The sequence below is a fragment of the Halomonas sp. B23F22_10 genome, from assembly GCF_043496975.1.
Taxonomy (GTDB): Bacteria; Pseudomonadota; Gammaproteobacteria; order Pseudomonadales; family Halomonadaceae; genus Halomonas; species Halomonas smyrnensis.
Genome location: NZ_JBIEKF010000003.1, coordinates 137,392 through 162,170, shown reverse-complemented (window position 1 = coordinate 162,170; position 24,779 = coordinate 137,392). Strand labels below are relative to the sequence as shown.

General features: G+C 68.9%; 28 protein-coding genes. 18 read left to right on the top strand and 10 right to left on the bottom strand.

Translation table 11 applies throughout. The annotated features are described in order from the left end of the window. The first annotated feature begins 23 nt into the window (after positions 1-23). Positions 24-494: a MarR family winged helix-turn-helix transcriptional regulator gene (locus ACGTNF_RS07860; protein ID WP_394601209.1), complete on the top strand. Its 471-nt coding sequence runs from the start codon at positions 24-26 to the stop codon at positions 492-494. 3 nt (positions 495-497) lie between these two features. Here ACGTNF_RS07860 and ACGTNF_RS07855 read toward each other — a convergent pair whose 3' ends face one another. Beyond that, positions 498-1,256 carry a tRNA-uridine aminocarboxypropyltransferase gene (locus ACGTNF_RS07855; RefSeq protein WP_394601208.1) on the bottom strand — a complete coding sequence of 253 codons (759 nt, stop codon included), beginning with the start codon at positions 1,254-1,256 and terminating at the stop codon, positions 498-500. A 69-nt stretch (positions 1,257-1,325) separates the two neighbouring features. Further along, positions 1,326-2,060 (bottom strand): SIR2 family NAD-dependent protein deacylase, encoded by a 735-nt coding sequence (locus ACGTNF_RS07850; RefSeq protein WP_394601207.1) that lies wholly within the window; start codon positions 2,058-2,060, stop codon positions 1,326-1,328. Positions 2,061-2,190: 130 nt separating this feature from the next. Here ACGTNF_RS07850 and ACGTNF_RS07845 point away from each other — a divergent pair, with 130 nt between their 5' ends. The 3 genes from ACGTNF_RS07845 to ACGTNF_RS07835 are packed head-to-tail and all read left to right on the top strand — an operon-like array spanning position 2,191 to position 4,021. Next, positions 2,191-2,955, top strand: coding sequence for a pseudouridine synthase (locus ACGTNF_RS07845; protein WP_394601206.1), 765 nt, complete (start codon positions 2,191-2,193; stop codon positions 2,953-2,955). After that, entirely contained in the window at positions 2,952-3,776 is an 825-nt protein-coding gene (gene tcdA / locus ACGTNF_RS07840; protein ID WP_016855192.1) for a tRNA cyclic N6-threonylcarbamoyladenosine(37) synthase TcdA, read from the top strand. The genes ACGTNF_RS07845 and tcdA overlap by 4 nt, the downstream gene beginning before the upstream one ends. A 17-nt stretch (positions 3,777-3,793) precedes the next feature. Next, positions 3,794-4,021 carry a DUF1653 domain-containing protein gene (locus ACGTNF_RS07835; RefSeq protein WP_394601205.1) on the top strand — a complete coding sequence of 76 codons (228 nt, stop codon included), beginning with the start codon at positions 3,794-3,796 and terminating at the stop codon, positions 4,019-4,021. A gap of 70 nt (positions 4,022-4,091) precedes the next feature. On the opposite strand, the gene bfr is transcribed toward ACGTNF_RS07835, so the two are convergent. The 5 genes from bfr to lptF all read right to left on the bottom strand — a co-directional run bounded on the left by bfr (position 4,092) and on the right by lptF (position 7,657). After that, a complete protein-coding gene (gene bfr / locus ACGTNF_RS07830; protein ID WP_394601204.1) occupies positions 4,092-4,568 on the bottom strand; it encodes a bacterioferritin in 477 nt (158 codons plus the stop codon). 152 nt (positions 4,569-4,720) lie between these two features. Beyond that, positions 4,721-4,927: a (2Fe-2S)-binding protein gene (locus tag ACGTNF_RS07825; RefSeq protein WP_394601203.1), complete on the bottom strand. Its 207-nt coding sequence runs from the start codon at positions 4,925-4,927 to the stop codon at positions 4,721-4,723. 100 nt (positions 4,928-5,027) lie between these two features. Then, a complete protein-coding gene (locus tag ACGTNF_RS07820; protein ID WP_152477973.1) occupies positions 5,028-5,501 on the bottom strand; it encodes an RDD family protein in 474 nt (157 codons plus the stop codon). Between the two features lie 12 nt (positions 5,502-5,513). Continuing rightward, positions 5,514-6,578 (bottom strand): LPS export ABC transporter permease LptG, encoded by a 1,065-nt coding sequence (gene lptG, locus ACGTNF_RS07815; protein WP_394601202.1) that lies wholly within the window; start codon positions 6,576-6,578, stop codon positions 5,514-5,516. Further along, positions 6,575-7,657 carry an LPS export ABC transporter permease LptF gene (gene lptF / locus ACGTNF_RS07810; protein WP_394601201.1) on the bottom strand — a complete coding sequence of 361 codons (1,083 nt, stop codon included), beginning with the start codon at positions 7,655-7,657 and terminating at the stop codon, positions 6,575-6,577. The genes lptG and lptF overlap by 4 nt, the downstream gene beginning before the upstream one ends. Before the next feature lie 184 nt (positions 7,658-7,841). On the opposite strand from lptF, the gene ACGTNF_RS07805 reads away from it, so the two are divergent. From ACGTNF_RS07805 to ACGTNF_RS07785, 5 genes are all read left to right on the top strand, one after another. Beyond that, complete coding sequence (locus ACGTNF_RS07805) at positions 7,842-9,365, top strand: leucyl aminopeptidase (protein ID WP_394601200.1); 1,524 nt, start codon at positions 7,842-7,844, stop codon at positions 9,363-9,365. 171 nt (positions 9,366-9,536) lie between these two features. Continuing rightward, positions 9,537-10,616: a branched-chain amino acid aminotransferase gene (locus ACGTNF_RS07800; RefSeq protein WP_394601544.1), complete on the top strand. Its 1,080-nt coding sequence runs from the start codon at positions 9,537-9,539 to the stop codon at positions 10,614-10,616. Between the two features lie 57 nt (positions 10,617-10,673). Next, positions 10,674-11,414 carry an SDR family oxidoreductase gene (locus ACGTNF_RS07795; protein ID WP_394601199.1) on the top strand — a complete coding sequence of 247 codons (741 nt, stop codon included), beginning with the start codon at positions 10,674-10,676 and terminating at the stop codon, positions 11,412-11,414. Positions 11,415-11,423: 9 nt separating this feature from the next. Beyond that, complete coding sequence (locus tag ACGTNF_RS07790) at positions 11,424-11,867, top strand: DNA polymerase III subunit chi (RefSeq protein ID WP_394601198.1); 444 nt, start codon at positions 11,424-11,426, stop codon at positions 11,865-11,867. Between the two features lie 308 nt (positions 11,868-12,175). Then, complete coding sequence (locus ACGTNF_RS07785; protein WP_394601197.1) at positions 12,176-15,025, top strand: valine--tRNA ligase; 2,850 nt, start codon at positions 12,176-12,178, stop codon at positions 15,023-15,025. A gap of 75 nt (positions 15,026-15,100) precedes the next feature. Here the strand turns inward: ACGTNF_RS07785 and ACGTNF_RS07780 are convergent, their stop codons facing one another. Further along, positions 15,101-15,541, bottom strand: a complete 441-nt coding sequence (locus ACGTNF_RS07780) for an META domain-containing protein (protein ID WP_394601196.1) — start codon at positions 15,539-15,541, stop codon at positions 15,101-15,103. A gap of 119 nt (positions 15,542-15,660) precedes the next feature. Here ACGTNF_RS07780 and ACGTNF_RS07775 point away from each other — a divergent pair, with 119 nt between their 5' ends. Next, positions 15,661-16,065, top strand: coding sequence for a DoxX family protein (locus ACGTNF_RS07775; RefSeq protein WP_394601195.1), 405 nt, complete (start codon positions 15,661-15,663; stop codon positions 16,063-16,065). 100 nt (positions 16,066-16,165) lie between these two features. Here the strand turns inward: ACGTNF_RS07775 and ACGTNF_RS07770 are convergent, their stop codons facing one another. Then, the gene (locus ACGTNF_RS07770; RefSeq protein WP_394601194.1) at positions 16,166-16,858 is read right to left on the bottom strand and encodes a GntR family transcriptional regulator; all 693 of its coding nucleotides are present in this window, start codon (positions 16,856-16,858) and stop codon (positions 16,166-16,168) included. Between the two features lie 224 nt (positions 16,859-17,082). Between ACGTNF_RS07770 and ACGTNF_RS07765 the strand changes: the two genes are divergently transcribed. The 8 genes from ACGTNF_RS07765 (at position 17,083) to ACGTNF_RS07730 (ending at position 24,190) form a co-directional block, all read left to right on the top strand. Beyond that, entirely contained in the window at positions 17,083-17,238 is a 156-nt protein-coding gene (locus ACGTNF_RS07765) for a hypothetical protein (protein WP_394601193.1), read from the top strand. Between the two features lie 133 nt (positions 17,239-17,371). Beyond that, entirely contained in the window at positions 17,372-19,015 is a 1,644-nt protein-coding gene (locus ACGTNF_RS07760; RefSeq protein ID WP_394601192.1) for a gamma-glutamyltransferase family protein, read from the top strand. Between the two features lie 3 nt (positions 19,016-19,018). Beyond that, positions 19,019-19,588 carry a chromate transporter gene (locus tag ACGTNF_RS07755; protein ID WP_394601191.1) on the top strand — a complete coding sequence of 190 codons (570 nt, stop codon included), beginning with the start codon at positions 19,019-19,021 and terminating at the stop codon, positions 19,586-19,588. Beyond that, on the top strand, positions 19,585-20,121 hold the full coding sequence (locus ACGTNF_RS07750) for a chromate transporter (RefSeq protein ID WP_394601190.1): 537 nt from the start codon (positions 19,585-19,587) through the stop codon (positions 20,119-20,121). Before ACGTNF_RS07755 ends, ACGTNF_RS07750 begins: the two co-directional genes overlap by 4 nt. A gap of 146 nt (positions 20,122-20,267) precedes the next feature. Further along, entirely contained in the window at positions 20,268-21,227 is a 960-nt protein-coding gene (locus ACGTNF_RS07745) for a Bug family tripartite tricarboxylate transporter substrate binding protein (protein WP_394601189.1), read from the top strand. Next, a complete protein-coding gene (locus ACGTNF_RS07740; RefSeq protein WP_394601188.1) occupies positions 21,224-21,757 on the top strand; it encodes a tripartite tricarboxylate transporter TctB family protein in 534 nt (177 codons plus the stop codon). Before ACGTNF_RS07745 ends, ACGTNF_RS07740 begins: the two co-directional genes overlap by 4 nt. Before the next feature lie 30 nt (positions 21,758-21,787). Then, positions 21,788-23,293, top strand: coding sequence for a tripartite tricarboxylate transporter permease (locus ACGTNF_RS07735; RefSeq protein ID WP_394601187.1), 1,506 nt, complete (start codon positions 21,788-21,790; stop codon positions 23,291-23,293). A 78-nt stretch (positions 23,294-23,371) separates the two neighbouring features. Then, entirely contained in the window at positions 23,372-24,190 is an 819-nt protein-coding gene (locus ACGTNF_RS07730) for a transporter substrate-binding domain-containing protein (protein ID WP_394601186.1), read from the top strand. 110 nt (positions 24,191-24,300) lie between these two features. On the opposite strand, the gene ACGTNF_RS07725 is transcribed toward ACGTNF_RS07730, so the two are convergent. Continuing rightward, on the bottom strand, positions 24,301-24,741 hold the full coding sequence (locus ACGTNF_RS07725; RefSeq protein ID WP_016855213.1) for a VOC family protein: 441 nt from the start codon (positions 24,739-24,741) through the stop codon (positions 24,301-24,303). Positions 24,742-24,779 lie beyond the last annotated feature (38 nt).

Below are 24,779 nucleotides of genomic sequence, written 5' to 3'. Positions count from 1 at the left end.
ATTAGCAACGAAACATTGACACCATGACTGCATCCAACGCCCGAGAGCGCTTCGGCATCCGGCTCTCCACCGTCTCGCGCCGCTGGCGGCGCGCCCTCGATCATCACATGGCCATGGCCGGCCACACCGACACCAGCTGGGCGCCGCTGGTCCATCTCGGGGCCGGCGGCGACGGCCTCAGCCAGAAGGCGCTGGCCAAGCGCGTCGGCATGGAGGGCTCCAGCCTGGTGCGCCACCTGGACCGCCTCGAGGCCAAGGGCCAGGTCCAGCGCGTGAGCGACGAGCAGGACCGCCGCACCAAGCGGGTGTTCCTGACCCCGGTGGGGCGCGAGGCCGTGGCCACCCTGCAGCAGGAGCTGCTCGGCGCCGAGCGGGAACTGCTCAGCGACCTCAGCGACGACCAGCTCGAGACGCTGCTGGCGGCTATCGACCTGATCGACCAGCGTCTGCAGCGGGAGCCCGGCGCCCTGGAAGAGCCTCCCGCCTCCACCTGATCGCTACGCACCGCCTTCCCGGGCCGCCCGCAGCCGCCGCATGGCCGGCGTCGGCGTCTCGATCTTGCCGTGGCGCCGGCTGGCGGCGTAGCTGTCGTTGAACACGTCGAAGTAGTCGTCGAGCCGCTCGGCGGCCTCCCCGTCACCGGCCTGGCGCAGCAGCTCCGCGGCCACCTCGGCGGTGCACAGGTGGGCCTCGGAGGCCGGCTTGCGCAGCCGGTAGCGGGTCAGCCGCTCGGTGGCGAGCGGCAGCACCGGCAGATCGGCCAGATAGGGGCTCTTGCGGAAGATGCGCCGCGCCTGGCGCCAGGTGCCGTCGAGGATCACGAACACCGGAATCCGCCCCTCCTCCTGCCGCGCCGCCACGCGCTCCATGCCGACGACCCGGTGGGCGTAGTCCGCCTGATCGTCGGGGAAGATCACGAAGGGCGCGTAGCGCTCGTCCTCGAGCATCGCCAGCAACCGTTCGTCCGGCTCGGTGCGATACCAGGTAAAAACCTCGGTGGTCGGCAGGACATCGCGGATCAACCGCCCGGTGTTGGTGGGCTTGTAGTGCTCCAGCGGATGGGTGATCAGCCACACCCGGGTGCGGCTGTCCGCCGTCACCTTGTAGGGGCACAGGCAGTTCAGCGCCGGCAGGTTGCAGGTCTCGCAGCGGCGCACGAAGCTGCCGCGGGCCTTGAACTCGCGCCGCGGCGGCCGCGAATGTCCGGTGGCGGGGTCCACGTCGGCGTGGTCGGGGCGTTGGGGGTCGTCCTGCATGGGTCGTCGGGCCGGAGGTGAGGAAGCAGAAAAAGGGCCGGCATTCTATCACGCCCGGCCACCGCTCCCTCAGTCGAGCGGAGCCTCCGGCATCGCAAGCCGCCGCGACTCGCGCCAGTGGCGCACCAGCGCCGGCACGCCCTCGCCGGCGGGCCGAGCGATCTTCGTCACCCCGCGCGGCGCCAGGGCCTCGGCCTCGGGGTCGACCAGCGCGCAGGGCGCGCCGAACGGCGCCTCGTCGAGCAGCATCGCGGCCGGCATCACCGCCAGCGAGGTGCCCACCACCAGCAGCAGGTCGGCCTCGGCGACGATGTCGCAGGCCACGGGATAGGCCGGCACGGCCTCGCCGAACCACACCACGTCGGGACGCAGCTGGCCGCCCTTGTCGCACATATCCCCCAGGCGGATGCCGCCCCGGGGCAGCGGATAGCGCAGCGCCGGGTCGACGCTGGAGCGCGCCATCAGGATCTCGCCGTGCAGGTGCAGCACGTGGCGCGAACCGGCCCGCTCGTGAAGGTCGTCGATGTTCTGGGTGACGACGCTGACCCGGAAACCGTCCGCCTCGAGCTCGGCCAGGGCGAGGTGGGCGGCATTGGGGCGCGCCCGCCGCACCCGCTCGCGGCGCGCGTCGTAGAAGCGCAGCACCCGCGCCGGGTCCCGGGCCCAGCCCTCCGGCGTGGCGACCGCCTCGACGGGCTCGTCGGCCCACAGGCCGTCGGCGGCGCGGAAGGTCTGGATGCCGCTCTCGGCGCTGATGCCGGCGCCGGTCAGCACCACCAGATGGGGGCGGGAGTCGTCGCTCATGATGGTCTCGCGAGTCGGGGAACTCGCCTCAGCTTGCCATATTTCGCCGCGCCGGAGCAGAGGGCGACGGATGACATCCGCCCGCCGCGCGGCGACAATGGGCGCCCTCGCCGCATCCCCGAGCCGCCCGATGACCGAACCGCTGCCCATCCTCCATCACGACGAGCACCTGGTCGCCGTGCACAAGCCGGCCGGGCTGCTGGTGCATCGCAGCGCCCTGGCCCGGGGCGAGCGTCATTTCCTGCTGCAGACCCTGCGCGACCAGCTGGGCCAGCGGGTCTATCCGGTGCACCGCCTGGACCGCCCCACCTCGGGGCTGATGGTGTTCGCGCTGTCGTCCGAGGTCGCCCGCCGCCTGGGCGAGGCCTTCGAACAGCATCGCGTGGCCAAGCGCTACCTGGCCGTGGTGCGCGGCACCGGCCCGGACGCCGAACGCCTGGAGTACGCCCTGCGCGAGGAGGACGGCCGTCGCCCCAAGGCCGAGATGCCGGCCATGGAGGCCGTCACCGAGGTGCGGCGCCTGGACAGCGTCGAGCTGCCGGTGCGGGTCGACCGCTACCCCACCAGCCGCTACTCGCTGATGGAGGCGCGCCCGCTGACCGGGCGGCGCCATCAGATCCGTCGCCATCTGTCCCAGCGCGGCTACCCGATCATCGGCGACGCCAAGCACGGCAAGGGCGTGCACAACCGCTTCTTCGCCGACCGACTCGACTGCCCGCGGCTGCTGCTGGCCGCCGTGGGCCTGAGCTTCGACCACCCGGTGGACGGCCGGCGCCTGGACCTGGGCTGCGCCCTGGATGCGCCCATGACCGCGCTGTTCCGGCGCTTCGGCTGGGCGGGCCACCTGCCCACCAACCGCCGCGCGCCCTCCGCCGAGCCATGTGAACTGCCATGAACGATTTTCCGAGCCCCGCCTCCCTCGAGACCGACGACCACGAGCTGCGCTTCGGCGGCATCCGCCGCCTCTACGGCGCCCGCGCCCTGGAACGCTTCCGCCACGCCCACGTGGCGGTGATCGGCGTCGGCGGCGTCGGCAGCTGGGCCGTGGAGGCCCTGGCCCGCTCCGGCATCGGCAAGCTGACGCTGATCGACCTCGACGACGTCTGCGTGTCCAACGTCAACCGCCAGCTGCACGCCCTGGACGGCACCGTCGGCCGGCCCAAGGTCGAGGTGCTGGCCGAGCGCTGCCGGGCCATCCAGCCCGGCATCGAGGTGGTGGCGGACACCGCCTTCGTGACCCCGACCAACCTGGCCGAGCGGCTGCCCGAGGACCTGGACCACGTGATCGACGCCATCGACAGCGTGGTCGCCAAGGCGGCGCTGATCGCCTGGTGCAAGCGCCGCAAGCTGCCGATCACCGTGACCGGCGCGGCGGGCGGCCAGACCGACCCGACGCGCATCCGGGTGGCCGACCTGACGCGCACCGAGCACGACCCGCTGCTGGCCAAGGTGCGCTCGCGGCTGCGGCGCGACCACGGCTTCTCGCGCAACCCGAAGCGACGCTTCTCGGTGGAGTGCGTCTACTCCGACGAGCAGCTCGTCTATCCCGGTGCCGATGGCGAGGTCTGCCACGCCAAGCCCGCCGCCGGCGAGGCCACCCGCCTCGACTGCGCCTCGGGCTTCGGCGCGGCGACCTTCGTCACCGGCAGTTTCGGCTTCGTGGCCGCCTCGCGCACCCTGGCGCGGCTGGCCCGCGACGCCGCCTCATCCCGCTGAATTCCCTGGAGAGACTCATGGACGTTTCGCATCCCGTGCCCGGCATCTACCGCCACTACAAGGGCCCGCTCTACGAGGTGATCGGCGTGGCCCGTCACAGCGAGACCGAGGAGACGCTGGTGACCTACCGCGCGCTCTACGGCGAGTACGGCCTGTGGGTGCGCCCGCTGGGCATGTTCATGGAAACGGTCGAGGTGGACGGGCAGGTGACGCCGCGCTTCGCGCTGGAGAAGGCCTTCTCCTGAGCCCGCCGAACGCAAGAAGGCGCCCCGTGGGGCGCCTTCTTTGCATTCGCTCGATGAACGGAGCGAGAGATTATTCCGCGTCGTGCATCTGCTTCTGCAGGTAGTTCTCGATGCCGACCTTGTCGATCAGCGAGAGCTCGGTCTCGAGCTTGTCGATGTGCTCTTCCTCGTCGGCGAGGATGTCGCGCAGCAGGTCGCGGGTGACGTAGTCCTGCACCGACTCGCAGTAGGCGATCGCCTCGATGTAGTCCTTGCGGCCCTGGTGCTCGAGCCTGAGGTCGCACTCGAGCATTTCCCTGGTGTCCTCGCCGATCAGCAGCTTGCCGTAGTCCTGCAGATTGGGCACGCCCTCGAGGAACAGGATCCGCTCGATCAGCTTGTCGGCGTGCTTCATCTCCTCGATGGATTCTTCGTACTCGAACTTGCCGAGCGCCGCCAGCCCCCAGTCCTGGTACATCTTGGCGTGCAGGTAGTACTGGTTGATCGCCACCAGCTCATTGCCGAGCGCGGTATTGAGGTACTCGAGAACCTTCTTGTCGCCTTTCATGACACCACCTCATTGCTGTCGTCGGGGTCGTCCTTCAGCTTGGCACGCGCGTCATCGCACCGCCATAGGTGCCGGACAGTCTAGGTGATATCGGGAAAAACTCAAATAAATCAGAACGTTGAAAACGCCAAGAGAAACGATAGCGATTGCCATCAAACGGCGTAGGCGAGCCCTTCGGTGGCCATGCTCATCTCTTCCTTGATCGTCTCGCGGGTGATGGCCTTGCCCATGCAGGCGCACTTGCCGCACTGGGTGCCGCAACCCGTCTCGCGCTGGACCTCGCGCCAGCTGCGCGCGCCCTCTTCCACACTGCGGCGGATCGCCTTGTCACTCACACCCTTGCACAGACATACGTACATACATCACCTCGCGTCGATCATGACCCGAATGTAAATGATTCGCATGGGCTATCGCAAGCATAGAGGATGACAATTCTCACCCGAGTCGCCTCAGGTGACGTCAGCGCCGCCCCGGGAGTACCACCAGCCGGGTGCCGGACGCCAGGTCCGACCAGCTGCGCCGTTCGCCGTCGAACAGCACCCAGAGGTGGCCGAGCCCCAGCGGCAGCCAGCCGAGCGCGCCGACCAGGCAGCGCACCAGGCTCTGGCGGCGGTCGATGGCGTGGCCGTCGAGTGTCTGCACCCGCAGCCGCCAGGCCTGCATGCCCAGCGTCATGCCGCCGCGGGTCCAGAAGTAGGTGAAGAAGGCCAGCGCGGCGATCGCCAGCAGGACGCGCAGCGACCACACCTGGCCGGCGCCGAGCCCGATCCGTTCGGGGGGAATGCCCCACAGCAGGCGGCTGACCGCCACGTGGGCGGCACCGATCACGATCCACAGCGCCAGCACCAGCAGCGCATCGTAGAGCATGGCGCCGAGCCGCCGGCCGAGGCCGGCGGGCCAGACATCGTCGAGGCGATCGAAGCGGCGCGACATGAGGCCTCCGGATCAGCCGGTGCGACGCAGCAGGTAGAGCCCCAGGCCGGCGCAGAGCAGCGTCGGCACCAGCACGGCCCAGGCCGGGGAGAAGCCGAACAGCGTGGAGGCCGGGCCCAGCAGGTCCTGCAGGTACTTGAACACCAACCCGGTGACCACGCCGTAGAACACGCGGGTGCCGGCGGCGACGGTGCGCAGCGGGCCGAACACGAACGACGCCGCCACCAGCACCAGCGAGGCCATGGTCAGCGGCATCAGCATCTTCTGCCAGAAGTAGATCAGCGGCTGGGTGGCGTCCTGCCCCTGCGACTGAAGATCGCGGGCGTAGGCCCACAGCTCGCTGGGGGCCTGGGTCTCCACGTCGCGCAGCAGGCGGTCGAGGGTCTGGGGCGTCAGGTCGGTCTCCCAGGCCCGGGTCGCCTGGTGAGAGGTCTCGGTGCGGCCATCGACGAAGCGGGTCTCGTCGACGTCCTGGAGCTCCCAGCCGTCGCCCTGCCACACCGCGCGACGGGCGCTGAGCGCCTCGCGCAGCTGCTGGCCCTCGAAGCGGTAGCGGGTCAGGTCCAGCACCACCTCGTCGGCGCGGATCGCCCCGAAGCGGTAGAAGTCGTCGCCCTCGCGCTGCCAGCCGCCGCTCTCGGTCAGCACCGCGCCCTCGCCCTGCATCTGCTCGAGCCGCCAGGCGCTGGCGAACTGCTCGGTCCTGGGGCTGACGAACTCGGCGACGAACAGCACCACCGCGATCACCAGGATGATCGGCTTCATCACCCCCCACAGGATACGCACCAGCGAACGCCCGGACGCGCGCATCACGGTGAGTTCGTTGCTCGAGGCCATGCCGCCGAGCCCGATCAGTGCACCGATCAGCACCCCCACCGGGGCGTACTGATAGAAGCGCCAGGGCAGCCGGAAGACCAGGTAGAAGAGCACCTGCAGGGCGCCGTAGTCGCCCTCCACGTCGCCCAGGTCGTTGATGTAGGTGATCACCAGGTCGAGGCCCAGCAGCACCACCTGCACCACCAGGATCGCGCCGAGGATCTGGCGGGCGATGTAACGGTCGAGACGGTCGGCGATCATCCGCTCACTCCCTTGCGTTGCGCCTGCAGCGTCATCACCAGGCCGATGGCCAGGAAGGCACCGTGGATCGGCCACATGCCGAGCCAGGCCGGCCAGCTGCCGCGACCGATGGCATCCAGCGACGCCAGCAGCAGGCTCAGGTAGGCCACGTAGAGAAAGATCGCCGGCAGCAGCTTGGCGAAGCGCCCCTGGCGCGGATTGACCCGCGACAGCGGCATCGCCATCAGGGTCAGGATGAAGACCATCAGCGGCAGCCCCAGACGCCACTGCAACTGGGCCGCGGCGGGCAGCGAATCGGCGGCAAACAGCGCCGGGGTGGAGGCGAACTCGGGCTCGTCGAGGTCGAGGCTCTGCTCATCCCGGGACAGTCGCACCGCGTAGGTGCCGAACTCCAGCCGCTCGGCCTGGGCCCGGCCGGGATCGACGCTGTAGCGCTCGCCGTCGGTCAGCACCAGATAGCGGCTGCCGGTGTCCTCGTCGACGGCCTGGTAGCCGCCGGTGGCGCGGGTCACCACGGTGCCGGGGGTGCCGTCGGAGCGGCGCTGGCGCTCGCTGATGAAGACCTCGTCCATGCGGCTCTCGTCATCGGTCAGCGCCTCGGTATAGGCGGTGCGGCCGTCGCCGAAGTCCTGGAAACGCCCCGGATTCAGCACCGAGAAGTCCAGCTGGCTGCGCTGCTTCTCGAGCATCACCTCGTTGTGCAGCGCGCCGGCCGGGCTCAGCCACAGGCTGCACAGCCCCACCATCACCGCCACCACGGTGGCCGGTATCAGGCTCACCTGCAGCAGCTTGTTGGGACTGGTGCCGCAGGCCACCAGCACGGTGATCTCGCTGTTCAGGTAGAGCTGACCATAGGCCAGCAGGATGCCGAGAAAGAAGGCCAGCGGCAGGATCAGTTCGAGGAAGCCCGGCAGGTGGAACAGCATCAGGGTGCCGAGGATGTTCAGCGGGATCTCGCCGTCCGCCGCGTTGGCGAAGTAGCGGATGAAGCGGCTGCCCATGATCACCAGCAGCAGCACCCCGGCCACGGCGGCCATGGTCTGCAGGATCTCGCGGGTCAGATAGCGGAATATGATCAAGGTTGTCTCCCGGTCCGGGTCCGTCCGGCCCGGCCCTCTTCCATGCAATGAGACGCAGGCCCGGGGGAGTGTCGGGCGCCACAGATCGGTGTGAAGTCCGGCAGGCTCCTGGGGTACACTGGGACGACTCGGCAATATGCCGGCATTATCCAGAATCCCCCACCGCTTGTCTTGTGGAGACACCATGGAATTCCCAGTTCAGACGGCCAATCCCGCCAAGGTCGAGACGGCCTGCCTCGTGGTACCGGTGTTCAAGGATGGCGACCTGCTGCCCGCCGCTGCCAAGCTCGACGATGCCAGCGAGCGGCTGATCGGCCAGCTGATCGAGCGCGAAGACTTCGATGCCAAGCTGGGCAACGTGCAGATGATTCCCTTCGCCCCCGGCCTGAACGCCGACCGCCTGCTGCTGGTCGGCCTGGGAAGCCGTGACAAGTGCCAGGAAGGCGCCTTCCGCAAGGCCGTGGACGCGGCCTTCACCGCCCTGGCGACGCTGCCCGCCGACGACGCCGCGGTGACCTTCACCGACGTGCCGGTCCCCGACCGCGACAGCGGCTGGAAGGCGCGCACGGTCGCCGAGGCCGCCCACCGCGCGGTCTATCGCTTCACCGAATTCAAGTCCGAGCCCGGCCCGGCGCCGAAGCTCGAGCGCGTGTCCCTGCTGGTCAGCGAGGGCGACGACGCCGATGCGGCCCGCGAGGGCGCCCGGGTCGGCGACGGCATCGGCCAGGGCATCAACGCCGCCCGCACCCTGGGCAACCTGCCCGGCAACGTGTGCACGCCGCGCTACCTGGCCGAACGCGCCGAGCAGCTGGCCGCCGGCTCCGACGGCGCGCTGAGCGCCGAGATCCTCGACGAGGAAGCGCTGGAGGCGCTGGGCGCCCACTCGCTGCTCTCCGTGGGCCACGGCAGCGACGAGCCCTCGCGCCTGATCGTGATGAAGTACCAGGGCGCCGAGGACCCCGACGAGGCGCCCCACGTGCTGGTCGGCAAGGGCATCACCTTCGACTCCGGCGGCATCTCGCTGAAGCCCGGCGCCGGCATGGACGAGATGAAGTTCGACATGTGCGGCGCCGCCAGCGTGTTCGGCGCCGTCACCTCGGTGCTCGCCGTACGGCCGAAGATCAACCTGGTGGCCATCGTCGCCAGCGCCGAGAACATGCCCAGCGGCCGCGCCACCAAGCCCGGCGACATCATCAAGACCCTCAAGGGCCTGTCGGTGGAAGTGCTCAACACCGACGCCGAGGGCCGCCTGGTGCTGTGCGACGCCCTGACCTACGCCGAGCGTTTCGAGCCTGCCAGCGTGGTCGACATCGCCACCCTCACCGGTGCCGCCATCATCGCCCTGGGCCACCACGCCACCGGCCTGATGGCCAACGACGACGACCTGGCGCTGGACCTGCTCGACGCCGGCGAGACCTCGTGGGACCGCGCCTGGCACCTGCCGCTGTGGGACGAGTACCAGGAGCAGCTGGACTCCAACTTCGCCGACCTGGCCAACATCGGCGGCCGCCCGGCGGGCACCATCACCGCCGGCTGCTTCCTCTCGCGCTTCGCCGACAAGTTCCCCTGGGCGCACCTGGACATCGCCGGCACCGCCTGGAACTCCGGCGCGCAGAAGGGCGCCACCGGCCGCCCGGTCAGCCTGCTGACCCAGTATCTACTGGACCGCGAGGCCGAGGGCCAGGTCGAAGCCGACGGCGAGGCCTGAGCGCCGCCGCCACGCCCGGGCTTGCCTTTTGGGCGTGGCGATCTTTTCATGTGAATGTCGACATTCCTTGACCGGGCGGCCTCTCGCCCGGTCACCCTGTTCAGCCTGCCGGGGCGCCGGCCGCGCCCCGAGAGAAGCGGAGACCAAGCCGTGTCCACCGAACGTTTTTCCATGCTGCCCACCGCCGATGCCACGGCGACCCCGATCCGTGAGGAGATCCTGAGCGACCCCGGCTTCGGGCGCTACTTCACCGATCACATGGCCCACGTCCGCTGGACCGTCGACGCCGGCTGGCACGGCCATGAGGTACGCCCCTACGGTCCGCTGACCCTGGACCCGGCCGCCGCGGTGCTGCACTACGGCCAGGAAATCTTCGAGGGCGTGAAGGCCTACCGCCATGCCGACGGCTCGGTGTGGACCTTCCGCCCCGAGAAGAACGCCGAGCGCTTCCGTCGCAGCGCGCGTCGCCTGGCCCTGCCGGAGCTCTCCGACGAGGACTTCATCGACTCGCTCAAGGGGCTGCTGGCCCAGGACCACGACTGGGTGCCGACCCCCGCCAGCGAGGCCGACGAGTCGAGCCTCTACCTGCGCCCGTTCATGATCGCCAGCGAGACCTTCCTCGGCGTGCGCCCGTCCCACGAGGTCGACTACTACGTCATCGCCTCGCCGGCCGCGGCCTACTTCAAGGGCGGCATCAAGCCGGTGTCGATCTGGCTGTCCTCGCACTACAAGCGCGCCGCCCCCGGCGGTACCGGCTTCGCCAAGTGCGGCGGCAACTACGCCGCCTCCCTGGCCGCCCAGAAGGAAGCCACCGACCACGAATGCAGCCAGGTCGCCTTCCTCGACGCCGCCGAGAACAAGTGGATCGAGGAGCTGGGCGGCATGAACCTGTTCTTCATCTACCGCGACGGCCGCATCGTCACCCCGCGCCTGACCGACACCATCCTCGAGGGCGTGACCCGCGACTCGGTGCTGACCCTGGCGCGCGACGAGGGCCTGACCCCGGAAGAGCGCCCGATCAGCATCGACGAGTGGCGCGAGGGCGCGGCCAGCGGCGAGATCGTCGAGGTCTTCGCCTGCGGCACCGCCGCCGTGATCACCCCGGTGGGCGAGCTGGTGACCGAGGACGACACTATCCGCCTGTCCGCCGAGGGCGACAACGAGATCGCCAAGCGCCTGCGCACCCGCCTGCTGGACCTGCAGTACGGCCGCAGCGAGGACAAGTACGGCTGGCTGACCCGCCTGGTGTAAGCCTCCCTCCCCGGGCCGGCGCCCGGGGAATCCGCCCCTTCCCGCAGGAGACATCGCATGAATTCCGTGATGCTGATCACCGGTGCCGGCCGCGGCATCGGTGCGGCCACCGCGCGGCTGGCGGCTCGCCGGGGGTATACGGTGGTGGTCAACTATCTCCGCGATCATCGGGCCGCCGAGGACGTGGTCGACGCCATCCGCGAGGCGGGCGGCCAGGCCATCGCCGCCCAGGCCGATGTCGCCAGCGAGGACGGCATCCGAGGGCTCTTCGCCACCGTCGATGCCGAGCTGGGCCGCCTGGACGTGCTGGTCAACAACGCCGGCGTGGTGGACGTCAACTGCCGCGTCGAGGACATGGACTTCGACCGCGTCGAGCGCATGATGCGCATCAACGTCGCGGGGCCGATGATCTGTGCCCGGGAGGCGGTGAAACGCATGTCGACTCGCCGCGGCGGCAACGGCGGCGCCATCGTCAACGTGTCGTCGGTGGCCGCCCGCCTGGGCGGGCCCGACGAGTACGTCGATTACGCCGCGTCCAAGGGCGCCGTCGACAGCCTGACCCGCGGGCTGGCGCGCGAGGTCGCCGGTGAAGGCATTCGCGTCAACGCCGTTCGCCCCGGCGTGATCCGCACCACGATCCACGCCAGCGCCGACAATGCGGGCAAGGTCGACACCGCCGGCCAGCACATCCCGCTGGGCCGCATCGGAGCGCCCGAAGAGATCGCCTCGGCCATCCTGTGGCTGATCGGCAGCGAGTTCTCCACCGGCTCGATCATCGACGTCGATGGCGGCGTGTAACGAGGAACCATGACCCGCATCGATTTCTATATCCTCCCCGAGACCACCCTGGAAGCGCGGCTGGCGTTCGCCTGCCGGCTGGCCGAGACCATCGCCCGCAAGGGCTACCGGCTGCATCTGCACGCCGAGGACGAGGCCATGGCCCGGGAGCTGGACGACACCCTGTGGACCTTCCGGCCCGACGCCTATCTGCCCCATGCGCTGCTCGGCAGCGAGCAGGCCGACAGCGTGCCGATGACCCTCGGCTGGCAGGAACCGCCGCCCGGCGAGGCCGGCGTGCAGGCGATGCTCAACCTGCATCCGGAGATTCCCGAGTGGTTCTCGCGCTTCGAGCGGGTCGCCGAGATCATCAACCAGCACCAGGCGGTGCTGACCGCCAAGCGGCGCTGCTGGCAGACCTACAAGAAGCGCGGCTACCCGGTCACCCCGCACCATCTGCGCGCCGGGGCCTGACGGCACCGATCAGCCACGGCGGGGCGCCGGGGACAGTTCGTAGCGGGGGTTTTTGCCATGGATGGCAAAGGGTAGCGCCCAGGGATGGGTTCACAGCGCCCCCGGAGGGCCGGCCCCGCTCGAAGACCTGTCGCCGGATCAGCCCCGGCCATCCATCTCGCAGACGGCAGCAGGTGGCGCCCTCTCCCGGCCCATGACGCCGCCCGGCCCCTCGGGCTATAATCGACCCCATTTTTCGCGTCCCGCACCGCCGGCCCGAGGGCCCGCCGTGCCGCGTCGTCGCCACCTCCTTCGACCCGGAAGACCCCATGGACAAGACCTACCAACCCGAGCAGATCGAATCCCGCTGGTACGAGCGCTGGGAAGCCGACAACCGCTTCGCCCCCTCCGGCGAGGGCGAGCCGTTCTCCATCATGATCCCGCCGCCCAACGTCACCGGCAGCCTGCACATGGGCCATGCCTTCCAGGACACCATCATGGATACCCTGACGCGCTGGAAGCGCATGCAGGGCAACAACACCCTGTGGCAGGTAGGCACCGACCACGCCGGCATCGCCACCCAGATGCTGGTGGAGCGCAAGGTCGCCGCCGAGGAAGGCAAGAGCCGCCACGATCTGGGCCGCGAGGCCTTCACCGACAAGATCTGGGAGTGGAAGCAGGAGTCCGGCGGGCACATCACCCGCCAGCTGCGTCGCATGGGTGCCAGCGTCGACTGGTCCCGCGAGCGCTTCACCATGGACGACGGCTTCTACAAGGCGGTGCAGGAAGTCTTCGTGCGCCTCTATGAAGAGGATCTGATCTACCGCGGCAAGCGGCTGGTCAACTGGGACCCGACCCTGCACACCGCGATCTCCGACCTCGAGGTCGAGAACAGGGACCAACAGGGCAGCTTCTGGCACTTCCGCTACCCGCTGGCCGACGGCGTGACCACCGACGACGGCAAGGATTACCTGGTCGTCGCCACCACCCGCCCCGAGACCCTGCTCGGCGACAGCGCCGTGGCGGTCAACCCGGAGGATCCGCGCTACGCCTCGCTGGTCGGCAAGTTCGTCGAACTGCCGCTGGTGGGACGCCGCATCCCGGTGGTGGCCGACGAGCACGCCGACATGGACAAGGGCTCCGGCTGCGTGAAGATCACCCCGGCCCACGACTTCAACGACTACGAGGTCGGCAAGCGCTGCGGGCTGCCGCTGATCAACGTCTTCTCCAAGGACGCCGCCGTGCTCGAGGCCGCCGAGGCGTTCGACCTCCAGGGCCGGCCGCTGGCCGACATCGACACCTCGCTGCCCGCCGCCTACGCCGGCCTCGGCCGCTTCGAGGCCCGCGAGCGCATCGTCGCCGACATGGACGCCGCCGGCCTGCTCGAGCGGGTCGAGACCGTCAACAACACCCTGCCCTATGGCGACCGCTCCGGCGACGTCATCGAGCCGCTGCTCACCGACCAGTGGTTCGTGGCCGTCGAGGAGCTGGCCAAGCCGGCCATCGCCGCGGTGGAGAACGGCGACATCGAGTTCGTGCCGAAGAACTACGAGAACATGTACTTCGCCTGGATGCGCGACCTCCAGGACTGGTGCATCTCGCGCCAGCTGTGGTGGGGCCACCGCATCCCGGCCTGGTACGACGCCGAGGGCCGCGTCTACGTCGGTCGCACCGAGGCCGAGGTCCGCGAGAAGCATGGCCTTTCCGCCGACGTCGCCCTTCACCAGGACGAGGACGTGCTGGACACCTGGTTCAGCTCCGGGCTGTGGACCTTCGGCACCCTCGGCTGGCCCGAGCAGACGCCGGAGCTGGCGACCTTCCACCCGTCCAGCGTGCTGGTCACCGGCTTCGACATCATCTTCTTCTGGGTCGCCCGGATGATCATGATGACCCTCAAGTTCACCGGCGAGGTGCCCTTCAAGCAGGTCTACGTGCACGGCCTGGTCCGCGACGGCCAGGGCCAGAAGATGTCCAAGTCCAAGGGCAACGTGCTCGACCCCATCGACCTGATCGACGGGATCGAGCTGGACGCCCTGGTCGAGAAGCGCACCGGCAACATGATGCAGCCGCAGAAGGCCAAGGCCATCGCCAAGGCCACCCGCGGCGAGTTCCCGGACGGCATCGAGCCCCACGGCACCGACGCCCTGCGCTACACCTTCCTGTCCCAGGCCACCACCGGCCGCGACATCAAGTTCGACATGGGCCGCCTCGACGGCTACCGCAACTTCTGCAACAAGCTGTGGAACGCCTCGCGCTACGTGCTGATGAACGCCGAAGGCGAGGACTGCGGCGCCTCTCTCGACGGCCAGGGCGGCGAGATCGAGCTGTCGCTGGCCGACCGCTGGATCCTCTCCCAGCTGCAGAAGACCGAGACCCAGGTCACCCGGGCGATGGAGGAGTTCCGCTTCGACCACGCCTCCCAGGCGCTCTACGACTTCGTCTGGAACGAGTACTGCGACTGGTACCTCGAGCTCTCCAAGCCGGTGTTGTGGGACGACGGCGCCTCCGAGGCCGCCAAGCGCGGCACCCGCCGCACCCTGGTGCGGGTGCTCGAGGCCGTGCTGCGCCTGGCCCACCCGATGATGCCCTACATCAGCGAGGAGATCTGGCAGCGAGTGGCCCCGCTGGCCGGCGTCGAGGGGCCGTCGGTGATGACCCAGCCGTGGCCGCAGGCCGACGAGGCGCTGATCGACGAGGAGGCCACCCGCGACATCGAGTGGCTCAAGGGCGTGATCGTGGCCATCCGCAACATCCGCGCCGAGATGAACATCGCCCCGGGCAAGCCGCTGGAGGCGCTGCTGACCAAGGGCACCGCCGGCGACAGCGAGCGCCTGGAGGCCAACCGGCTGTTCCTCTCCAAGCTGGCCAAGCTCGAGCGCGTCACCTGGCTCGACGACCCCGAGCAGGCGCCGCTGTCGGCCACCCAGCTGGTCGGCGAGATGGAGGTACTGGTGCCCATGGCCGGGCTGATCGACAAGGACGCGGAGCTCGCGCGCCTGGCCAAGGAGATCGAGAAGCAGGACAAGCTGATCGGCGGCATCGAGAAGAAGCTCGGCAACGACAGCTTCGTCGCCAAGGCCCCCGAGGCGGTGGTGCAGAAGGAGCGCGACAAGCTCGCGGACTTCGCCGCCGCCCGCCAGGTGCTGGTGGAGCAGCGCGACAAGATCGCCGCGCTCTAGAGCCACCACCCTGTGCAACGCGAAGGGCCCGCCTGAATCAGGCGGGCCCTTGTCGTATCGGCGCTCTCGACCGCGTCAGTTGGCGCGGCGGAAGCCGCCCAGCACATGCTGGTCGGGGCCGAAGAACACCAGCCGGTCGTGATCGATCAGATAGCGATAGGCCTCGTCCAGCATCTCGGTGACCTGGCGGGCGCCGGCCATGTTCGGGCAGGCGCGGCGGGTCGAGGTCAGCGAGGAGAACTCGATGCGGTTCTTCGCGTCCAGCGCGACGCTGCCGGTGAAGCGGTTGCAGCCGTCGCTGCCGGTGACGCTGCCGTCCGCCGCGACCTGGAACCAGGGCGTGGCCGGCATCTCGAGGCGGTCGCTGGTGCCCACCAGCAGCAGGTTCCAGCGCGGGCCGACCACCGGACCGGAAACGGTGTCGCCGGGCTGGCTGACCGGCGCGGGGCCGGAGGCACAGCCGGCCATCAGGGCGACCAGCAGCAGCGGCAGGGCGAGGCGTAACGTGGCGATCATGTGGCTCATCCTTGATCGTGGCAGGGGGTGGAAAGCAGGGGTGGAAACGTCCCCAAGCTTGCCCCAGGCCGGCCCTTCGGACAATGCTTGCCATGATCCCATCGACACGGAGAGGTCCCATGCTCAACGCCCTGCACAACGATCCCCTCGGCAAGCTGCTGCTGCGGCTCGCCGTGGGCGGCCTGATCCTGCTTCACGGCATCTCGAAGCTGCTCAATCCCGGTTCATTCGACTGGATCGGCGGCCTGCTGGAGGGCTACGGGCTGCCCGCCGTGCTGGCCTACGGCGTGCTGATCGGCGAGATCGTCGCTCCGGTGATGGCCATCCTCGGCTGGCAGACCCGGCTCGCCGGCCTGTTGATCGCCGGCAACATGCTGGTCGCCGTGCTGCTGGCCCACACCGGTCAGCTGTTCATGCTCAACGACAGCGGCGGCTGGCAGCTCGAGCTCCAGGGCATGTTCTTCGTCGGCGCCCTGGCGCTGGTCTTGCTCGGCAGCGGACGCATGGCGCTGCGGCCCGACTGAGCCCCCACCCGACTCACCAGCCACCCGGCGGATGACCCATACACCGAGGGCGCCTCACGGCGCCCTCGGTCATGCCCCTCGATGACGGCGAGTCTCGCCGCTATCCCGGGCGATCGGCACAGGCGCCCCGGGCAATCTCCCAGGACAGGCGAATATGCTCCTCGAGCAGGTCGCTGGCCTCCCGGGTACGCCGGTTCAGTACCAGCTGGGCCAGTTCGCCATGCTGGGCATCGAGACGGGTGCGAATGACCGTATCGCCGGGCGCCAGGCGCCGATAACGATCGAATTGATCGTGCAACTGGCCAATGAAGCGCAACAACCAGGGGGAACCGCAGGGGGCGAGCAGGGTGCGGTGAAAGCGCAGATGGGCCTGTTCCCAATGCTCCAGGTCCTGGGGCGCCTCATCGGCCTTCAGCAGCCGGTGCTGGGCGGCCAGCAACTGCGATTCCCACTCGGCGTCCCCGGCCTCGAAGGCCTGGCTCAGTGCCATGCACTCGAACTGCATGCGCAGCCGGGCGATATCCTCCAGTTCCTCCGCCGCCAAGGGCGGCACACGAAACCCGCGTTGATGGTGCTGCTCGAGCAGGCCGTGCGCGGCCAGACGGTTCAGGGCTTCGCGCAGGGGGCTCAGGCCCACCGCATAGTGATGCTTCAGGGTGCTGATCGCGAGCTTCTCGCCGGCCGCAAAGCGCCCGTTTATCAGGTCTCGCTTGAGGGCATCGAACACCTGACTGGCCGCGGTTTCCCCCGTGCCGGCACCAGGCATCGTTTCAGCCGCTTTCGGGATTGTCATAACGCCACTCTCAACTGTCAGCGTGCAGGGTACGTCGCCGATTGACGTCCGCCAAGCGGTGCGTCATAGTTCAAAAAATCGATTATTCTGTAATATATGTATTTACTGAATATAAATCGAGCGACTGTCACCCGTCGAGCGCGCGGGCACTCCGATTCCCTTGCCGCGCCAGGGGCGCCGTGCGGGCCGGAACATGACCACAATGACGCTATAAGGATCTCCCCGTGTCACAAGACGCCACCGTGGACTTCTTCCCCGACGCCATCCTCTGCTATGGCGCCATCGCTTTCTCGCGGTTGTATGTGGTCAGCGGCTGGCTCCTGAACCACGCCGGCACGCGCACCACGGAAGAGGCACGGCCCCAGGGCCATGCCCCCTAGCCCGACACGCCCGCTCCCGGCGCCTCGCTCGTCCCGCTCACGCCAGTGACCGACGCGGCCCGAGGGGCGGGCGCCCAGCCTCGGCTGGGCTGATACATCGCTCGCGATTCAACGCTCACTGCAGGAGAACGTCATGTCATCCCTGGGCCCCAAGTACTACCCGGACACCACGCCCTATTCGTCCCGTCGCAGCCCGACCTACGCACGCCATGGCATGGTCGCGGCATCACAGCCCCAGGCGGCGCAGATCGGCCGGGACATGCTGGCCCGCGGCGGCAACGCCGTGGATGCCGCCATCGCCACCGCAGCGGCGCTGACCGTGGTAGAGCCCACCGGCTGTGGCATCGGCGGCGACGCCTTCGCCCTGGTGTGGATCGCCAACGACGACCAGGGCAACGGCGAACTCCATGGGCTCAATGCCAGCGGCGTCGCGCCCCAGGCGCTGACGCGCGAGGCGCTCATCGAGGCGGGGCATGAGCAGGTCCCCCTCTACGGCTGGACGCCGGTGACCGTGCCCGGCACCCCCGCCGCCTGGTCGGAACTGTCGCGGCGCTTCGGCAAGCTCGACTTCGCTTCCCTGCTCGAGCCCGCCATTCGCCTCGCCCGCGAGGGCTTCCCGGTATCGCCGGTGATCGCCAGCCTGTGGCAACGCGACACCGCGACCTTCCACAAGCATCTCGAAGGCGAGGCCACCCGCCCCTGGTTCGACACCTTCACCTTCGATGGCCGCGCTCCCGAGGCCGGCGAGTGGTTTCGCAACGAGGACCAGGCTCGGACCCTGGAGGCCATCGCCGAGAGCCAGGCGGAGAGCTTCTACCGCGGCGAGCTGGCCGAGGCCATCGACGCCTTCTCGCGCCACACCGGCGGCTACCTGCACAAGGACGACCTGGCGGCTTACCGGCCCGAGTGGGTCACCCCCATCTCGGCCCGTTATCGCGATGTGGATGTGTGGGAGATCCCGCCCAACGGCCAGGGCCTGGTGGCGCTGATGGCGCTGCGCCTGCTCGACGGCTATCCAGCGTCCCACCGCGACGATCCAGAGCTGCTGCACCGCCAGCTCGAGGCGATGAAGCTCGCCTACACCGACGGCAAGACCCATATCAGCGAGCCCTCCGCCATGACCTACTCGGTCGAGGCGCTACTGTCCGATGCCTACACCGAGTCCCGTCGCGAGCTGATCGGCGACACCGCCATCGATCCGCAGCCGGGCACGCCCAGGGCCGGCGGCACCGTCTACCTGGCTACGGCCGACGCCGATGGCAACATGGTGTCCTTCATCCAGAGCAACTATCACGGCTTCGGCTCCGGCATCGTAGTGCCCGGCACCGGCATCGCGCTACAGAACCGCGGCCACGACTTCAGCCTCGATGAGCGCCACGACAATGTGCTCGTGCCCGGCAAGAAGACCTTCCACACCATCATCCCGGGCTTTCTCACCCGCGGCGGCAAGGCGCTCGGGCCCTTCGGCGTGATGGGTGGCTTCATGCAGCCCCAGGGCCATGTCCAGGTAGTGATGAACCTGGTGGATTTCGGCCTCAACCCCCAGTCGGCCCTGGACGCCCCGCGCTGGCAGTGGCTGGGCGACAGGACCATCGGCATCGAGCACGGCTATCCGGCGCCACTGGTGCGGGCGATGCTCGCCCGGGGCCACCAGATGAAGGTGGATACCGACAGCCGCAGCTACGGTCGCGGCCAGGTCATCCTGCGTGACCCCGACACAGGCATCTACTGCGGCGGCACCGAGCCCCGCACCGATGCCGCCATCGCGGTGCTGTAAACGATGAGTGTACAAGGCTCCCTGTTTGCCGCCTTCTTCCGCATCGGCATCTTCGGCTTCGGCGGTGGCCCGTCGATGATCCCGCTGGTCCATCAGGAAGTGGTCAAGCGCCACGACTGGATGGACGACGACGCCTTCGCCGACGTGCTGGCCATCGGCAACACCTTGCCTGGCCCCATCGCCACCAAGATGGCCGGCTACATCGGCTATCGGGTCGGCGGCACGTTCGGCGCCATCAACGCGGTCGTGGCGACCACCATCCCCGTGATCGTCGCCATGATCGCCCTGCTCGGCCTCTACGGCCGCTACGGCGACCAGCGCTGGGTGCAGGGCATGGGCATGGGCGTGGTGCCGGTGGTCATGGTGATGATGGCGCAGCTGACCTTCGACTTCTTGCAGAAGTCGCGGGCCGGGCTCGGCGTGATCGCCACCCTGATCCTGGGCGGAGTCGCCGGCGGGCTGATCTACGGGCTCGGCGTCCACCCGGGGCTGGTGATCGGCGCGCTGCTGATCGCCGCCCTGCTGCGCCCGGAAAAACCACGCCCCGTCGCCCAGGGAGAACGCGCGCGATGATCTACTGGCAACTGTTCCTGGCCTTCTTCGTGCCCAACATCGTCGGCTACGGCGGCGGCCCCGCGATCATTCCGCTGATCGAGAACGAGGTCGTCGGCACCTACGGCTGGATGACCCATCAGGGCTTCGCCGAGACCCTGGCGCTGGGCAACGCCCTGCCGAGCCCCATCGCCACCAAGATGGCCGGCTATATCGGCTATGACGTAGCCGGGGTCGGCGGCGCCATCGTCGCGGTGCTGGCCACCGTCGGGCCCTCGTTGCTGCTGATGCTGGCGGCCCTCGGCACCCTGTATCGCTATCGCGACTCGCTCAAGGTCAAGTCCATGAGCCAGTGGGTACGCCCGGTGGTGATGGTGCTGATGGCCTTCCTGACCATCAGCTTCCTGCGCGAGGGCATGGCCACCTCCGGCCTCGTGCATACCCTGATCATCGCCGCGGTGGCCGCGTTGCTGCTGATCCGCATCAAGGCGCATCCGGCCCTGGTGGTGTGCTTCGGGATCGCCTACGGCGGCCTGTTGCTGGGAGGCGCCTGACGCCCAGGCTCATCCCTCGGAGCGCCGGCCGGCGCCCCGGATGGCGACCCGGATGGCGACCCGGATGGCGACCCGTCATCCCCACGAGCCGCATCATCGAAGGCTCGATAACAATGACCGACAACCCCCTTGCAAAGGACATTTCCATGATGCGTTCCCAGATCTCCCTCGCTCTCGTGCTCGCCACGACCTCCCTGGCGGCTCCTGCCACCGCCCTGGCCGAGTCGGCCTTTCCCGACGAGCCGGTGGAGTTCATCGTGCCCTGGTCGCCGGGTGGCGGCAGCGACACCCTGATGCGCGTGGTGGCCAATCACGCCGAGGCCCATCTCGACCAGCCGCTGCCGGTCATCAACATGCCCGGCGTCAGCGGCACCACCGGCCTCAAGGAGCTGTCGCGTCGCGACGCCGATGGCTACACCATCGGCCAGGTTCACGAAGGCCTGCTGGTGGCCCACCACACCGGTCTCACGCCGCTCAACCATGACGACTTCGCGCCGGTGGCCGCGGTGACCCAGTCGCCGCAGTACCTGACCGTGCCGGCCGACGCCCCCTACGAGACCTTCGGGGAATTCGTCGACTACGCCACAGAACACCCCGGCGAGGTACGTTTCGGCGTCACCCTGGGCGGCGTGCCGCACATTCATGCCGCCATGATGGAAGAGGCCGAGAATCTGCAGTTCCGCTACGTAGGCTTCGAGGGCACCGGTCCCCGCATTCGCGCGCTGGTCGGGGGCCACATCGATGCCGCCATCGGTGACGTCTCTTCCGCCGGCGAGTTCGTCAAGAACGGCGACCTGCGCTTCTTGGCCGTGGGCAGCGAGGAGCGCCAGGCCGAGACGCCGGAGGTGCCGACCTTCGCCGAGCTCGGTCACCCGGAGCTGAAGCTCAACATCATCCGCGGCATCCTGGCCCCGGCGGGCACCCCCGAGGAGCGCATCGCGACGCTGGCCGACGCCTTCGAGGCCATGAGCCAGGATGAAAACTTCGCCGATGCCATCCGCAACGCCGGCGCCAGCGTCGTCTTCCAGGGCCCGCAGGCCTTCGGCGAGTACCTCGAGGCCAGCGACGCCACCATCGAACGCCTGTCAGGAAAGCTTGCACGATGAACCAGCCCCACACCGCCGGCTCCCCCCAGGGGGAGCCCACCGCGTCCGGCCGAGCCGGGCCGCTGGCTCACCTGATCGTCAACGGCGCCCTGGCGGCGCTGTTCACGGTCCTGTTCTTCCGCGCCCAGGCCCTGCCGGCGTCCATGTGGGAGCCGCTCGGCTCGGGCAGTTTCCCGCGCCTGGTGCTGGCCGTGCTGGTGGTGCTGAACCTGGCCATCATGGTCAAGGAATGCCGCGCCTTCATCGCCCAACCCGCCGGGGAGCGCGGCCAGGTGAGCGCCTGGGTCTGGCGTCACCGCCTGGCCTTCGGCGTGCTGGCGCTGTTCGCGGCCTACATCCTGCTGCTGCCCTGGCTCGGCTTCACCCTGGCCTCACTGGGGTTCCTGCTGGCCGGCCAGTGGCTGCTCGGTGCCCGCTCGTTCAAGGGGCTGGCCATCGCGCTGGTGGTCGCCCTGGTGTTTTCCCTCGGCGTGGACACCCTGTTCCGCGACGTCTTCATCATCAGCCTGCCCCGCGGCCTGTTCGGCTGAGGCGGCCATGACTCCTCGAGGAACCCGCTCATGATGGAAGCGCTGCTCTCCGGCATGGACCAACTCTTCACCGTCTCGACCATGATCGCCATGGCGCTGGGTGTGATCGCCGGGGTCGTCGCCTCGGCGATTCCCGGCTTCACCATCACCATGGCCATCGTCCTGACGCTGCCTCTGACCTTTACCATGGCGCCCCTGCAGGGCATCGCCACCATGCTGGCCGTCTACGTGGGCGGCTACACCGGCGGCCTGATCTCGGCGGCGCTGCTGGGCATCCCCGGCACCCCGTCATCGGTGGCCACCACCTTCGACGCCTTCCCCATGGCCCGCAAGGGCGAGCCAGGCCGCGCCCTGGCGCTGGGCATCTGGGCGTCGTTCTTCGGCGCCCTGGTCAGCGTGATCGTGCTGATCCTGGCGGCGCCCCCGCTGGCGATGATCGCCGTCAAGCTCGGCGCCTGGGAATACTTCTCACTGATCATCTTCGCCATGACCGTGGTGGCAAGCCTGGTCGGCAAGTCCATGCTCAAGGGCCTGATGACCGGTCTGCTGGGGCTGTTCATCGCCACCGTGGGCGCCGACCCGATGATGGGCGTCGCCCGTTTCACCTTCGACTCGGACCTGCTCGCCAACGGCTTCCCGTTCCTGGTGGTACTGATCGGCATCTTCGCCGTCAGCCAGCTGCTCTCCGAGGTCGAGGACGCCGCCGGTGTCAAGCAGGGCAAGGCGCTGATGCCCGACGACGTCAGCTTCGAGCCGCTTGCCGCCCTGAAGGAGACGCTGCGCTATCCGGTCAACCTGGTGCGCTCCTCGCTGGTGGGCGTGTTCATCGGCGCGGTGCCCGGCGCCGGCGGCAGCATCGCCAACCTGCTGGCCTACGACCAGGCCAAGCGCGCCTCGAAGACCCCGGAAGCCTTCGGCACCGGTACCCCGGAGGGCGTGATCGCCTCGGAGTCCGGCAACTCGGCCACCTCCGGCGGCGGCCTGATCCCGATGATCGCGCTGGGCATCCCCGGCAGCGCCGTGGACGCGGTGCTGATGGCCTCGCTGATGGTCCACGGTATCGGCGTCGGTCCGCGGCTGATCATGGATCACGGTGATCTGGTCTACGGCATGTTCATGGCGATGATGGTCGCGGCCATGATGGTGCTGGTGGTGTGCCTGTTCAGCATGCGGCTGTTCCTGCGAGTCACCGAGGTGCCGAAGTCCATCATCGTGCCGGTGGTGCTGGTGTGCTGCGTCATCGGCGCCTTCGCGCTGAACAATCGCGTCACCGACGTCTACCTGCTGCTCGGCATCGGCGTCTTCGGCTACATCCTCAGCAAGCTGGACTACCCGCTGGCGCCGCTGGTGCTGGGTGTGATCCTCGGCCCCATCGCCGAGACCAACCTGCGCCGCGCGCTGATGTCCGACGAGAACTGGACGCTGTTCTTCACCCGGCCGATCTCGCTGGCGCTGCTGGCGCTGGCCGCCCTGTCCATCGTCCTCGCCATCCGCCATCGTCGGCGCGCCGGACGCGCCACCACGGCCCGCGCCTGACCCACGGCGGGCTCGACGCCATTCCGAGCCCGCCTTCGTCCACTACCATCACGACACCGAAAAACAAGAGACTCCACCATGCCCGACCGACGCGCTTCCCTCCTCCGCCGCACGGCCTCTCTCGCCCTGCTGACCCTGGCCACCCTCGGCGTCGGCGGTGCCGGTGCCGACGAACCGCGCACGGTGCGCATCGCCGTGGACGTGCCCTATCCACCCTTCGAATACCGCACCGCCGACGGCGAGCTGGCCGGCTTCGAGATCGAACTCGGCAACGAGCTCTGCCGGCGCGCGGCGCTCGACTGCGAATGGGTGGTCCAGGGCTGGGACGGCATCATCCCCGGCCTGCTGGCCCGCAAGTACGACGCCATCCTGTCGTCCATGCGCATCACCGAGGCCCGCGAACGCCAGGTGCGCTTCACCGAGCCTTACGCCATGTCGCCCAAGGTCTGGGTCGCCCGCCGGGGCGAGGACCTCGATCCGACGACCCCCGAGGCCCTCGACGGCCTGACCGTGGGCATTCAGCGCGGCACGACCCAGGACACCTACGTCACCGATCGCTACGCGGACGTGCTCGACATTCGACGCTATGCCACGGCCGACGATATCGCCCTCGACATGGAGAGCGGGCGGCTCGACCTGGCCTTCATCAACTACCCGATGGCCATCGAAACCCTGGCGATCGATGAGCCGGACAGCGCCTTCACCCAGGTGGGCGAGCGCATCAACCGCCCCGAATCGATCTTCGGCCGCGGCAACGCCATCGCCGTCCGCCAGCGTGACGAGGCACTCGCCGAGCGCTTCAACCAGGCTCTCGACGAGGTCTACGCCGACGGCACCTTCGAGCGCCTGATGACGCACTACTTCGACTACGACCTGCGCCCCGCCAGCCGGCTCTGAGCCTCGCCTCGCCCCCGACGCAAGAGAGCCGCCCTTTGGGCGGCTCTCTCGTGAATATCCGGCGAGCGGGCGATCAGGCACCGATCGGCCATCCTCGGCCGGGGCCGGCCTCACCAGCTGCCGGTGTTCTCCATGGACGCCCAGGGCTCCTTCGGTGCCTGGGGCTCGCCGGCCTGCAGCAGCTCCACGGAGATGCCGTCGGGGCTCTTCACGAAGGCCATGTGACCATCGCGTGGCGGACGGTTGATGGTCACGCCGTTGGCCTGGAGGTGCTCGCACAGCGCGTAGATATCGTCCACGCGGTAGGCCAGGTGGCCGAAGTTGCGGCCGCCGGTGTAGGTCTCCGGGTCCCAGTTCCAGGTCAGCTCGAGCTCCGGCGCCTGCAGCTCCGTGGAGCGCGACTCGTCCGCCGGGGCGGCGAGGAACACCAGAGTGAAACGGCCCTTCTCGTTCTCCTTGCGGCGCACTTCCTGGAGCCCCAGCAGGTCACAGTAGAAGTGCAGCGAGGCGTCCAGATCGCTGACGCGGACCATGGTGTGCAGATATTGCATGTCTCTCTCCCTATTCACGGTTCGTTCGGGTTTCACAA